Origin of the sequence: Rudaea sp. (genome assembly GCF_036383415.1) — a bacterium.
In the GTDB taxonomy this organism is placed as follows: Bacteria; Pseudomonadota; Gammaproteobacteria; order Xanthomonadales; family Rhodanobacteraceae; genus Rudaea.
This window is the reverse complement of record NZ_DASVOK010000179.1, coordinates 1-12,106: the sequence shown is the minus strand read 5'-3', so window position 1 is coordinate 12,106 and position 12,106 is coordinate 1. Positions and strand designations below refer to the sequence as shown.

10 protein-coding genes are annotated in these 12,106 nt (G+C 64.0%); 5 read left to right on the top strand and 5 right to left on the bottom strand.

Annotated elements, in window-relative coordinates:
* The first annotated feature begins 247 nt into the window (after positions 1–247).
* Positions 248–1,510 carry an NAD(P)/FAD-dependent oxidoreductase gene (locus VF497_RS07090; RefSeq protein ID WP_330887098.1) on the top strand — a complete coding sequence of 421 codons (1,263 nt, stop codon included), beginning with the start codon at positions 248–250 and terminating at the stop codon, positions 1,508–1,510.
* A 13-nt stretch (positions 1,511–1,523) separates the two neighbouring features.
* Entirely contained in the window at positions 1,524–2,330 is an 807-nt protein-coding gene (gene hutG / locus VF497_RS07085) for an N-formylglutamate deformylase (RefSeq protein WP_330887096.1), read from the top strand.
* A gap of 18 nt (positions 2,331–2,348) precedes the next feature.
* Here hutG and gcvA read toward each other — a convergent pair whose 3' ends face one another.
* Complete coding sequence (gcvA, locus tag VF497_RS07080; RefSeq protein WP_330887094.1) at positions 2,349–3,278, bottom strand: transcriptional regulator GcvA; 930 nt, start codon at positions 3,276–3,278, stop codon at positions 2,349–2,351.
* A 142-nt stretch (positions 3,279–3,420) separates the two neighbouring features.
* Here gcvA and VF497_RS07075 point away from each other — a divergent pair, with 142 nt between their 5' ends.
* Entirely contained in the window at positions 3,421–3,894 is a 474-nt protein-coding gene (locus VF497_RS07075; RefSeq protein ID WP_330887092.1) for a nuclear transport factor 2 family protein, read from the top strand.
* 172 nt (positions 3,895–4,066) lie between these two features.
* On the opposite strand, the gene parE is transcribed toward VF497_RS07075, so the two are convergent.
* Positions 4,067–5,983 carry a DNA topoisomerase IV subunit B gene (parE, locus tag VF497_RS07070; RefSeq protein WP_330887090.1) on the bottom strand — a complete coding sequence of 639 codons (1,917 nt, stop codon included), beginning with the start codon at positions 5,981–5,983 and terminating at the stop codon, positions 4,067–4,069.
* Positions 5,984–6,371: 388 nt separating this feature from the next.
* Here parE and VF497_RS07065 point away from each other — a divergent pair, with 388 nt between their 5' ends.
* Together VF497_RS07065 and VF497_RS07060 are read left to right on the top strand one after the other, a co-directional pair.
* Entirely contained in the window at positions 6,372–7,322 is a 951-nt protein-coding gene (locus VF497_RS07065; RefSeq protein ID WP_330887088.1) for a sulfotransferase family protein, read from the top strand.
* Between the two features lie 166 nt (positions 7,323–7,488).
* Positions 7,489–7,887, top strand: a complete 399-nt coding sequence (locus tag VF497_RS07060; RefSeq protein WP_330887086.1) for a hypothetical protein — start codon at positions 7,489–7,491, stop codon at positions 7,885–7,887.
* A gap of 49 nt (positions 7,888–7,936) precedes the next feature.
* On the opposite strand, the gene VF497_RS07055 is transcribed toward VF497_RS07060, so the two are convergent.
* Genes VF497_RS07055 through VF497_RS07045 form a run of 3 tightly spaced genes read right to left on the bottom strand, consistent with a single transcriptional unit; the run spans position 7,937 to position 12,017 of the window.
* Positions 7,937–8,686 carry a class I SAM-dependent methyltransferase gene (locus tag VF497_RS07055; protein ID WP_330887084.1) on the bottom strand — a complete coding sequence of 250 codons (750 nt, stop codon included), beginning with the start codon at positions 8,684–8,686 and terminating at the stop codon, positions 7,937–7,939.
* Positions 8,683–10,890, bottom strand: a complete 2,208-nt coding sequence (locus VF497_RS07050; RefSeq protein WP_330887082.1) for a glycosyltransferase — start codon at positions 10,888–10,890, stop codon at positions 8,683–8,685. The genes VF497_RS07055 and VF497_RS07050 overlap by 4 nt, the downstream gene beginning before the upstream one ends.
* A gap of 8 nt (positions 10,891–10,898) precedes the next feature.
* Positions 10,899–12,017: a hypothetical protein gene (locus tag VF497_RS07045; RefSeq protein WP_330887080.1), complete on the bottom strand. Its 1,119-nt coding sequence runs from the start codon at positions 12,015–12,017 to the stop codon at positions 10,899–10,901.
* Positions 12,018–12,106 lie beyond the last annotated feature (89 nt).

The window sequence follows — 12,106 nt, the reverse complement described above, 5'->3', positions numbered from 1 at the left end:
ATGCGCGATGTGTTCGTCAACGGCGTGCAGGTGCTCAAGGACGGCGAGCACACGGGCGCAAAGCCCGGCGTGTTCGTGCGCGGGCCGGGTTGGGAAGGCTGGAAGGCCGAGTCGAGGTGAATTCCCTGCTCGTCATTCCCGCGAAAGCGGGAATCCAGTTTCTTCTTTGGTGTTATCCGACAAAGCAAAATCAAAATGGATTCCCGCTTTCGCGGGAATGACGGCAAAGCGAAGCTAGAATTGCCGCATGGAATCGCAACCTCGCAAGCACGACATCCTGATCCTCGGCGGCGGCATCATCGGCCTCGCCTGCGCCTACTACCTGCTCAAGGCCGGCCGCGGCGTGACCATCCTCGAGCAGAACACGCTGGCCAGCGGCTCCTCGCACGGCAACTGCGGCACGATCACGCCGAGCCACGCGCCGCCGCTGTCGCAGCCGGGCATGATCGCCAAGGCACTCAAGTGGATGCTGACGCCCGATGCGCCGTTCCGCGTCGCGCCGCGGCTCGATTTCGAGTTGTTCGAGTGGATGCTGCAATTCGCACGGCACTGCAACTGGGACGATTACAACCGCCTTGCGCGCGCGAAGGGCCCGCTGCTGCTGCGTTCGCGCGACCTGCTCGGCGAACTCGTGCGCAGCGAAACATTGGCCTGCGAGTACGAGGAAAGCGGCACGATCTACGTGCATCGCGAGCAAGCCGCGTTTGACGAAGCAAGCCATCTGCCCGACACGCTGGCGGCGTGCGGCATCGTCATGCAGCGCGTCGACGGCGCGCGTTGCCGCGAACTGGAGCCGATGCTCAACGACAGCATCGTCGGCGGCTACTGGAATCCCGGTGACACGCGCCTGCGCCCGGATCGCTACGCGGCGGAACTGGCGCGCGTGGTGCGCGCGCTCGGTGCGGAAATCCACGAATCGACGGCGATCACCGGATTTCGACAAGGTCGAGACCGCATCGATGGCGTCGTCACCGATCGCGGCGAATACCGCGCCGACGACATCGTTTTTGCACTCGGCGCATGGTCGCCGAAACTCGGCCGGCAGCTCGATCTGCGCATTCCGATCCAGCCGGGCAAGGGCTATTCGATCACCTACACGCGACCTGCGCGCGCGCCGCGCATTCCGCTGACGCTGAAGGAAAGCAGCATCTGCGTGTCGATCTGGGGTTCGGGCTATCGCCTCGGCAGCACGATGGAATTTGCCGGCTACGACACCTCGCTCAATCGCACGCGCCTCGAGGCGATCCGACGCGGCGCGGCGGAATACCTCGTCGAAGCGGAAGGCCCTGCCATCGTCGAGGAATGGTATGGCTGGCGGCCGATGACCTGGGACGATCTGCCGATCATCGGCCGCGCGGCGAAGTGGAAAAACCTGATGCTGGCGACCGGCCACAGCATGCTCGGTGTGACCATGTCGGCGGCGACCGGCGAACTTGTCGCGCAGTTGTTCGCCGGCGGTGAAACCACGCTCGATGCGGCGGCGTTCTCGCCGGCGCGCTTCGGTCTCTGACACACGGAATGCCATGGATACGTACACTCTGCATCGCGGCACCGCGCCGCTGCTGATCTCGCTGCCACACGACGGCACCGCATTGCCCGATGACATCGCTGCGCGCCTCGTGCCCGAAGCGAAACGCGTGCCCGATACGGACTGGCATGTCTCGCGCCTGTACGCGTTCGCGCGCGAGCTCGGCGCGTCGGTGCTCGTACCGAAATACTCGCGCTACGTTGTCGATCTCAACCGGCCGCCCGACGATGTTTCGCTGTATCCGGGACAGAACACGACCGGGTTGTGCCCGATCGTGCGGTTTTCCGGCGAGCCGGTGTACCTGCCGGGGCAGGAGCCGTCGCCCGAGGAAGTCGCGCAGCGCGTCGAACGTTACTGGCGGCCGTATCACGCCGCGCTCGCCGCGGAGATCGCGCGAATCTGCGCCGCGCATGGCCGCGTCGTGCTCTGGGAAGGACATTCGATCCGCGCCGTCGTGCCGTTCCTGTTCGACGGGCAACTGCCGGACTTCAACCTTGGTACCGCGGGCGGCGCGAGTTGTTCGCCGGATTTGCAGCATCGCCTCGAAACGGTGCTGGCGAACCAGGAAAAGTATACTTTCGTCGTCAATGGCCGCTTCAAGGGCGGCTACATCACGCGCCACTACGCCGATCCCGCCCACGGCGTGCAGGCCGTGCAGCTCGAACTTGCGCAGCTCAACTACATGGACGAGGATTCGTTCGAATATCGCGACGAGCTCGCCGGACCGACGCAGGTGCTGATTCGCAAATTGGTTGAAGCTTCCTTGAGCGAATGGCGTGCCAAGACCGGCTACGGTGAGTGATATCGAAGGGCGGCTAGATCAGGCGCCGCGACGTGAGTCCTGTAGCGGCTTTGCGTCCTCGACCTGAGTCTTCAGCCAATCGCGGAACGCGGCGGCGTTCGCGCTGGGCGTGGCCTGGACAGGGTGAACGATGTAGTAGGAATACTGCGAGGCAGCGCCGATCTTCGGCAACAAACGTACGATGCTGCCACTGGTGAGTTCGCGTTCGGCGAGGCTGCGCCGGGTCATCGCGATGCCGCTGCCGTCGATCGCGGCCTGCAGCGCCATGCTCGCATCGCCGAAGTCGAGTCGGCGCTTGGTATGCGGCAATTCCGTGCTCGCAGCGGCGAACCAACGCTCCCAGCCTTCGGGATCGCTCTCCAGCCATGGCCAGCGCGCGAGATCGCCCGCATCCCGGGGCGCCTTGCCGCGCAACAGGCGCGGGCTGCACACCGGAAACAGGATGTCGTGCATCAATAATTCCGCATGCTGATTGGGCCAGTGGCCGGCGCCGAAACGGATCGCGAGATCGACGTCGTCGCGCACGAAATCCGCATGCGTGGTGGTCGAGCGCACGCTGAGATCCAGACCGGGATGGCGATCGACGAAGCGGCCGATTCGCGGCAGTAACCAGCGTGCAGCGAACGACGGCAGCACGCTGATCGTCAATCGGTTGCGAGTACCCTGGCGCAGCAGTTCGGCGGCTTCGCGCAGCAGGTTCATCGCGCTCGCCGTGCGCTCGAACAACAACGCACCTTCGCGCGTGAGCGACATTTGCTTGCGCCCGTTGCGCATGAACAGGCGCACGCCCAGGAACCGCTCCAGCGCCTTGACCTGGTGACTGACCGCGCTCGGCGTCAAATGAATCTCCTCGGCTGCGCGCGAGAAATTGCGCTGGCGTGCGGCGGCCTCGAATGTGCGCAGGGCATTCAACGGGGGAAGCTTGGCATCCATTTCGATGAATTTCACTCAAGGTTTGATGCAATAAAGATCGTTTGTTTCCCTGGCGACGTGGGCTTAGATTTGCCTCGTTGTTTCGATGAGTCGCGAATTCCTATGAATGCTACTCATGATTTGTTTACCTGTCCCGGCTTTGAAGGAGAAACGTCGTATGAATTCAGCATTACCCGCCTCGCGCTATCGCCTTGCCATCGCAGTCAGCCTGCTCGGCCTCGCCGGCACGCCGGCGCTCGCGGTCGAATCTGACTGTGGCGCCATGCAGACAGCGCAGCAGAAAAAAGACGAGGACACGATACGGCGCATCGAACAGGGCTGGCTCGAAGCCGAATATCGCGGCAATCCGAAATTCCTCGAATGCCTGCTCGAGCCGGACTACCGCACCTCAAGCCGATCCGGCAAGGTCCGTTCAAAGAAGGAGGTCGTCGATCGCGTCGCGCAGCTGACCGACATGACGCGCGAGGTGCCGAAACTCGAGACGATCGTGGTCATCCACGGCGATGCGGCGACCGCGCATTCAATCCTGCGCTCGACCGACAAGGAAGGAAAGCCAAAAGAAGTCCACTTCGTCGACGGGTACACTTTCCGCGACGGCAGCTGGCACGCGTTCAGCGGGGCGGATCTTTAGTAAGCGATTGCTGCGTCATCGCCGGCTGGGTTGTGAAACCCAGCCAGGACTGTCGCGGAGGCGTTGGGCTTGTCAGCCCAGCTTACGGGCTCAACCAACACCGAATGTTTCGCGTTTCTCAACAACCCACTTTCCGTGCTTTTTCTCAGATGAGCAGCAACGCGCGTTTCATTCAAACCTCCAACGACGCCAAATCGCCCTTAGTTTCGAGCCACTCCTTCCGATCCGCCGCACGCTTCTTCGCCAGCAGCATGTCCATGACTTTGGCTGTGCCGTCGTCGCCCTCGATCGCGCTGCCGTCCGCGGCGAGGCCGACAGTGAGCTGGACGAGGCGGCGCGTGTCGGGATCGATCGTCGATTCGCGCAATTGCGCGGGATTCATTTCGCCGAGGCCCTTGAAGCGGGTGACGTTGACTGCGCCTTTGATTTTCTCGCGCTGGATTTTTTCCACCATCGCGTCGCGCTCAGCCTCGTCGAGGCAATAGAACACCTGCTTGCCGACGTCGACGCGGAACAGCGGCGGCATCGCGACGAAGGCGTGGCCCTCGCGCACGAGCTTTGGGAAGTGCTTGACGAACAGCGCGGACAGCAGCGTCGCGATATGCAGGCCGTCGGAGTCGGCGTCGGCGAGGATGACTACCTTGCCGTAGCGCAGGCCGGAGATGTCGTCCTTGCCCGGATCGCAGCCGATCGCGACCGCGAGATCGTGCACTTCCTGTGACGACAGCACTTGTCCCGACTCGACTTCCCAGGTGTTGAGAATCTTGCCGCGCAGCGGCAGGATCGCCTGGAAATCCTTGTCGCGCGCCTGCTTGGCGCTGCCGCCGGCGGAGTCGCCTTCGACGAGGAACAGTTCGGTGCGCGACAGGTCGCTCGACGCGCAGTCGGCGAGCTTGCCGGGGAGGGCGGGGCCCTGCGTGATCTTCTTGCGCACGATCTGCTTTTCGGCCTTGAGCCGCAGCGCTGCACGTTCAATCGCGAGCTGGGCAATCTTCTCGCCGATGTCGGTGTGTTGGTTGAGATACAACGAGAAGCCGTCGTGCGCGGCGTTCTCGACGTAGCCGGCGGCGTCGCGCGAGGACAGGCGCTCCTTGGTCTGGCCGGAGAACTGCGGCTCCTCCATCTTCAGCGAGAGCACGAAGCAGAGCCGGTCCCACACGTCCTCGGGCGCGAGCTTGACGCCGCGTGGCAGCAGGTTGCGGATGTCGCAGAACTCGCGCAGCGCGTCGGTGAGGCCCGTGCGCAAGCCATTGACGTGGGTGCCGCCCTGCGCGGTCGGGATCAGGTTGACGTAGCTTTCCTGCGTGAGCTCGCCTTCGGGCAGCCAGGCAAGGGCGAAATCCACTTCGTGCTTGTCGCGCTTGAGCGAGACCTGGTAAAGCTCGGGCGGCAGATAGTCGTTCGCGCCGAGCATCGACTTGAGATAGTCGGCGAGGCCGTCCTCGTAGCGCCACTCATCCTTCTCGCCGCTGGCCTCGTCGCTGAAGCGCACGGTGAGTCCGGCGCAGAGCACCGCTTTCGCGCGTAGCACGTGCTTGAGCTTGGGCAGGCTGATCTTCGGCGAGTCGAAATATTTCGGATCGGGCCAGAAACGCAACGTCGTGCCGGTCTGCTTCTTGGCCACGGCACCGACGACGGAGAGATTGCTCGCGCGATCGCCGTCCTTGAAATTCATGCGGTAGACCTGGCCGTCGCGGCGGATCGCGACTTCGACGCGCTGCGAGAGCGCATTGACCACCGACACGCCGACGCCGTGCAGGCCGCCGGAGAACTTGTAGTTCTTGCCGGAGAACTTGCCGCCCGCATGCAGCTTGGTCAGGATCACCTCGACGCCGGGCCGGCCTTCGTCCGGATGGATGTCGACCGGCATGCCGCGGCCATCGTCGGCGACTTCGACCGAGCCGTCCGTGTGCACAGTCACTTCGATCGTCGTCGCATGGCCGTTGACCGCTTCGTCTACCGAGTTGTCGATGACTTCCTGCGCCAGATGGTTCGGCCGCGAGGTGTCGGTGTACATGCCCGGCCGGCGCTTGACCGGGTCGAGGCCGGAAAGGACTTCAATGTCCGCTGCGTTGTATCTGCTGCTCATGCTTGCCTGAATTGTCTGCTCTTGTTGAAAAGTCCGGCAGGGATGCCGGTTTGTTCTTCGCGCTCATGGAGGAGTGCAGAGATAACTTGCCGGTCTATTCTTCGCGCTCTGTCAGGAGCGCAGAAATTAGCCGCGAAGTGTGGCGGTTGTCCCATTCTCGATCAAGCGCAGCGTAGGGATTGAGACGTCGCGTCGCAGCGATCGGACGCTAACAAAGCTTTACACCAATTTCACCAAATTTTCGCGATTCCTTGTCAACCGAACAATACTATTCCCCTTGAACAAGTTGCCAGCGCTCATTCAAAGGGGGGAATCCAGCCATCGTTCGCGATAGCTCTGGATTACGAAGCGCGGTGATCGCCGATTTTTTCGTACCCCCGAGCGCAGAATGACGGACCTTCTCTCAGCACGCGAACCCTCGTTGTCAGAGCCGAAGGTCATTTTCGTCGTCGGCATGCATCGCTCCGGAACTTCGGTATTGGCGCACACGATCAATTTGATGGGTGCGTTCCTCGGCGACGACCAGGAACTGGTGCCTCCCGATCCGAGCATCAACCCAGCCGGGTTTTGGGAACGTGCCGACATTGTCGCTGAGCACGATCGCTTTCTTCAGAGCAGCGGATTCGCTTGGGCGACGGTAGCGAATTTCGCGATCGAGCACATCGATGAGGAAAGGCGGCACGCTCTTGCTGCCGGTTTGCGTGGAATCGTCGGCAGGATGGCGCATGCGGGTTCGACGCTCGTGATCAAGGACCCGCGGCTTTGCCTGGTGCTGCCGGTGTGGAACGAGTTCGTCGAGGCGCCGGCGCATGTCGTCGTTGTCCGCGACCCGCGCAAGGTCGCGGCCTCGTTGATGGCGGCTTTTCCAAATTCGTTCACGACAGATTTTCTCCTGGCGCTCTGGCAGAAGTACATGCAGAGCGCGCTTTTCGCCCTCGCCGGCAAGCGGGTCTTGTTCGTTTCGTACGCGCGGATGCTTCGCGATGGTGAATCGGAATATCGGCGCATATGCAGCGGATTGAATGAACTCGGCGTCGGAGGGCTGTCTGCATTCAATGCAGATGGACTGCGCGGTGTGCTCGACTGCAAGCTCGATCGCAGTAAACCCAGTCCGCACGCGAGACTGGATGAGCACCAACAACGACTGTTCGATTGGTTGCGACAACGTTGCGAGAGCCGCGGCCTTGTCGACGTAACTGACCTTCCAGCGATGCCATCGCCGGATTCAATCTTGGGCGAACTCGAGAAGGTGCGTGCCACCTGCATGCGTAATGGCTGGAACATGGCAACGCGCAGAGGGGCAGCTACCGTCCAACCGCAGATGGCGCAAATGGCCTGACGCTCACGCGCCTCGCGACAGGCGAGATCGCTATGTCCGCGATTGCGAGGCGGCCGAGCCAAGCATGACAGTGTGAAGAAGTTCAGAGAAGAGACAGGCAGCGAGGCGTAGGGTCGATCCCGCGTCAGGGAGTCCGCATTGCCCAACTTTGCTAGGGAGCACTCTCATGCGCAAATCTCTTCTTTTCCTCGCTTTCGGTGCAGCGTTTGCCTTGCCGGCGTTTGCTGCGGGCGGTCACGGTGGTGGCGGCTTCGGCGGCGGTCACGGCATGGGTCTCGAGCACTTATCGATGAGCATGGGACACGTGACCAATCCGAATACGCACGGCGCAGCGGTATCGGACGCAGCACACGACGCCAAACTGAGCGGCGGCAAGGTCGGCCCCCAGGTCCGCGATGTGGCGCGTTCCAAATCGCAGGGCCCTGCCCACGCGAACAGTCATGCCATCAACGCCGTGAACGGTTCGCACGGCAGTGCCGCGTCGAACTCCGTGCTTGGGACAGGCGGCGGCAGTTCCACCTCCACCGCCGCGACGATGAGCACGAAGACTCATCACGGTCACTAGCAGACGTTGCCTATGCTCGCGAGTGGGTGGTTTTCGCGAGCATAGGCAGCTACGCAGGTTTTCTCGCGGTCAGCGTGGCGAAGCGGGAGGATGTGTCTGTGCTTGCGTCGTAGTCATGGACGACAGACTCGATGACGAGGCTGGCTGACTGAGCAAAATGGGAAAGGTCGTTCGCGGCGTAGGGACGTATCGTCTCGTCCGTCACGAATTCCGATATCACCTCGTCGTTGCCGTCAAGCACGGTGTAGCGGCGCTCGATGTGATTGGTGCCGTCAGCGTTCGCGGTGATGCGCTTGTGGCGTTCGAGGAAGCCGCCTTCGTGTTCGCGCCGGTAATCGCGGCGGAAATCGGCGAAGCTGGTCACAGGCTGCGGCACGAATGCATCGAGCACGAGGCAGCCGCCCGGTTCGAGCAGCGCGGCGAGCGTGCGCACGCATTGTTCCGCAATTCTCGGATCACGCAGGTAGGTGATCAGCGAATATGGCAGCAGCACGACGCGGAACCTCGCACACACCGCCGGTACGGCGATGTCCATCTGCAGGACGTTTGGCGACAGAGTGTACTTTTCCGCATCGCGGCGCAGGCGCGCCAGCATCGGCAACGAGCGGTCCGCGCCGACTGCGTCGACATCGGCGCGCAGCAGTTCGATCAGGATGCGACCCGTGCCGCAACCGAGTTCGAGTGCGCGGCCGCCTTCGCGCAGGCACAGCGCGCGGTACCAGCCGACGTCATCGAACGGCATGCTCTGGCCCATGTCGGTTGCATAAACATCGGCGATCGCGTCATAGGACCAGGTCATACGCGTGGTTCGCTTTGAAGACTGCGATACAGCGCGAGCTGCTGCACGGCGACCGCGTCCCAGGTGTGCGTGTCGAGCTTGGTGTCGTCGGCATTCTCGATGCGGTGCCGATATTCGGCGTCGGCGAGCAGCCGGGTGATCGGTGCGACCATGCCGGCGATGTCGTCGGCGGTGACGAGGCCTTGCAATCCTTCGCGTGCGAAGCCGCGCGCACCCGCGGCCGTGCTCACGCAGACGCGGCGGGCGAGCAGCGACTCGATCAGTTTGATCGACGAACCGCGGATGTCGTATTGCGGGTTGATGCTCAGAGTGCACTCAGCCAGGTAGCACGTCGGATCGACGAAGGCCGAAACGAGATCGACGCCGCCCTGGGTTAGGCGCGGCTCGTTCTCCGCGATCGCTCTGGATTCGACGCCACCGAGAATGGTCAGGCGCAGATCGGGGAATTGTCGTTTCAGCGCCGGCCAGGCCTGGTCGAGGAAGGCGAGGATGCCCTCGCGGTTTTGCGTGTAGCGGAACGGGCCCATGAACAGCAGCCGCGGCGGCGTCTGCGGTGACGGCGTGGTGTCTGCGCGTCGGTCGATTGCACCGTTGCCGATCAGATGCGCGTTCGCATTCGGCAGCAAGGCGATGTCTTCGTTCGAGCAGGCGCTAACCGCGTCGAATCGTTGCAGCGCGATGATCTGCGCGGCATCGTTGTCGCCACCGTCGCCGTTGAGATAGACGTCGTGCAATGCGAGCAGCCAGCGCGCATGGTCTTCACGTCGATCGGCGAGCAGCGCGAGTTCCATGAATTCGACCTGCACGACGTCGGGGGCATACAGCGCGATCATGTGCTCGAGCTTGCGGCGCATTTCCGGCCAGGCATGGCGCTGCATGCGTTCGACCAGCGTCAGCGGTGCCTCGCCCACACGGTCGCCGCGGCCTTCGATAAGGTGCGTTGCACGCACAAGCTTGAGCCAGGGCTCGGAGGCGAGCGAGTACAACGAGCGCTCGTCGCTCAGCAGGATGAAGTCGACGCGGTCGGCGAGCCGGGTGACGAGTTCGGCGATGCGTCGCGCGCCGCCGTGCGCTGGCGGGAACAGGGCGAACGGCGTCACCAGCAGCACGCGCGGCCGCTCGGCGTAGCTCGGCATCGGGCCGTGGAAGCTGTCCTGGGTGATCCTCTCGTAGCGCAGGCCCTTGAGGCGCATGCGCCGTGCCGCGAGACGCAGGCGGAACGTGCGCCGCGCGCGCGCGACGCCGGCAAATTCGCGCCAATGTTCCGGTGCACGTGCAGCGATGCGGCGGATGTGTTCGATCGGCGACACCTGCGTCCACGCGTGGCGCATGTCGAACCACTGCGCGTTGCGCGCGATTACGCGTTCGATTTCGTCCTGCGCGTAGAAGCGGTTCACCGTGCCACGATGTCCGTGCCAGCAATGCGAGGTCGGGCAGAACAGCACTTCCCAGCCTTCGTTCCAGGCGCGCACGCCAAAGTCGGCGTCTTCCCAATAGAACGGGTGGTACTCGTGCGCATCGGCGACATAGCGGCGCAACTGGTCGGTGCGGCACAACGAGGAGCCGCCACCCGGATAGAGGTTGCCGCGCGCAAGTGTGCCCGGCTCGGGTGTGCGCTCGTAGACGATGGGCTTGTCGTGATGCGGATAAAAGTCCGACCAGCCGGTTTCTTCGCGCCGCCGGCTCGCGTCTTCGAAGAAAATCTGCGAGGTGACGGCGAACACCTGCGGCTGGCGATAAGGCAACAGTTCGGTGAGCGCATCAGCAGCGAGGCGCATGTCGCTGTTGAGCAGGTAGGTCCACGGATGCCGCGCCTTGGCGAGGCCAGCGGCGATCGCACCGTCATAGCCAAGCGGTTTTTCGTGGAACTCCCATTCGAAGTCGGCATGGCGTTGACGCAGGTCGGCGTATGCCACCGGATTGGCGCCGTTGACGACGACGATGACTTGCACGGGCTCGCCGAGTTTCGCGCATGCGGCGGCAAGCGCATCGAGCGTGATCGCGAGCGTGCTGGGTGTGCCGCGCTCGGCCACGATCACGCTGACGCCTTGTGCGGTGTTGCGTTCACGTCGCGGTTGCGGCCAACGCAGCGGCAGTTTCGGCGCGAGCCAGTCGGCCACGACCATCGCGGCGTACAGCGGCAGGAAGCGCAGCAGGAACAGCGCGCGCGCCAGCGGCGAAATACGGCGGGGCGCCTCGCTCATGATCGTGTTCAAACGAGTGCCGCCGCGGTCGGTCGCGTGCCGCCTGCGCGGTTTGCGTACCAGCGCAGCGCCTGCTCGGCGAACATCGTGCCCCAAACGTTGGCCTGCGCCGCGGCGTCGGCGTTGAACGGCAGCGAGTCGCGGGCTGTCACGCGTGACATAAGGGTGGCTGCGAGGCCGTCCAGCTCGACTTCGCCTGGCGCCTGAGCCGCATCGAGTTCGCACAGCAGCAGGCCGACGCGCAAGGCTTGCGCGAGGATGTCGTTGCGCACCTTGCCGTCCGCTTCGCTGGCCGCTTCGGGCAGCGCGCCGTCGGCGCGGGTAGTGGCGAGACAACGACGCAGCAGCTGCGCGACCGCGTCGGCGCGATCGGGGCGCGAGAGCAGCAGGCCTTCGGCGAAATACAGTGTCGGATGCAGCATGCCCAGATCGATGTCGGCCGCCTGCATCGCCCAGCGTTCGCTTTCGTTAGTGCAGGCGCGTGCGAGCGCGTCGGGCAGCGCGGTGTGGCGTGCGCTCCAGGCGACACGCGAGGACGCTTTGACCTGGAACGGACCGCCAAGCGTCGACCAGCGCGGCGGCAGCGGCTGCGTGCCGCGCAGCTGGATTGCGGGCAACAACGCGCCGTCGTGCACGAACTGCAGCAGGTGTTCGTGCAAGGCGCGGCGCAGTGCATCGGCGGACTCGACGATGCCGGCCTCGACAGCCGCGTCGATGCCGCGCAACAACATGGCGAGGTCGAAGAAGAACGTGGCATCGTTGCGCCAGTCGGGCTCGCTCGCGGTGAGATGGATGCGCGTCGACGGCATCTGGCCCGGCGTGGAGAAATGGCGTGTCGCCCAGTCGAGTGCCTGCTGCGCGCATGCACGCACCAGGGCATCGTCGTCGCCGCCGGCAATGTCGGCGAGCCAGCTCAGGTAGTAGCCGGTGATTTCGGCGTAGACGTAGAGCGGCTTGCCGTCGGCGCCGATCGTGCCGGCGACGCCGCCGGCCTGATCGCCGGCGCGTAATTGCGCCGGGCCGTGCAGCAGCCAGGCGCGCAGGCGCGCGGCAACATCGTTTGCGGATTCGGGATGGATCGGAGCCCCGCCCACGGCGGGCGAGGCAAGAGTGGCGTGCGGGTTCATCGGCTATGCGGTCAGAGGAAGCAGTGCGGGAGCGCCGTCCATGACGATTCCCTGGTGAAAGGCGACGAGGTGTTCGGCGATGCGCGTAC

Bases quoted from the DNA above. Each gene is read 5' to 3' on its own strand.
- VF497_RS07045 (WP_330887080.1), bottom strand. From the start codon at position 12,017: ATGAACCCGCACGCCACTCTTGCCTCGCCCGCCGTGGGCGGGGCTCCG.
- VF497_RS07075 (WP_330887092.1), top strand. From the start codon at position 3,421: ATGAATTCAGCATTACCCGCCTCGCGCTATCGCCTTGCCATCGCAGTC.
- VF497_RS07050 (WP_330887082.1), bottom strand. From the start codon at position 10,890: ATGAGCGAGGCGCCCCGCCGTATTTCGCCGCTGGCGCGCGCGCTGTTC.
- VF497_RS07090 (WP_330887098.1), top strand. From the start codon at position 248: ATGGAATCGCAACCTCGCAAGCACGACATCCTGATCCTCGGCGGCGGC.
- parE (WP_330887090.1), bottom strand. From the start codon at position 5,983: ATGAGCAGCAGATACAACGCAGCGGACATTGAAGTCCTTTCCGGCCTC.
- hutG (WP_330887096.1), top strand. From the start codon at position 1,524: ATGGATACGTACACTCTGCATCGCGGCACCGCGCCGCTGCTGATCTCG.
- VF497_RS07060 (WP_330887086.1), top strand. From the start codon at position 7,489: ATGCGCAAATCTCTTCTTTTCCTCGCTTTCGGTGCAGCGTTTGCCTTG.
- VF497_RS07055 (WP_330887084.1), bottom strand. From the start codon at position 8,686: ATGACCTGGTCCTATGACGCGATCGCCGATGTTTATGCAACCGACATG.
- VF497_RS07065 (WP_330887088.1), top strand. From the start codon at position 6,372: ATGACGGACCTTCTCTCAGCACGCGAACCCTCGTTGTCAGAGCCGAAG.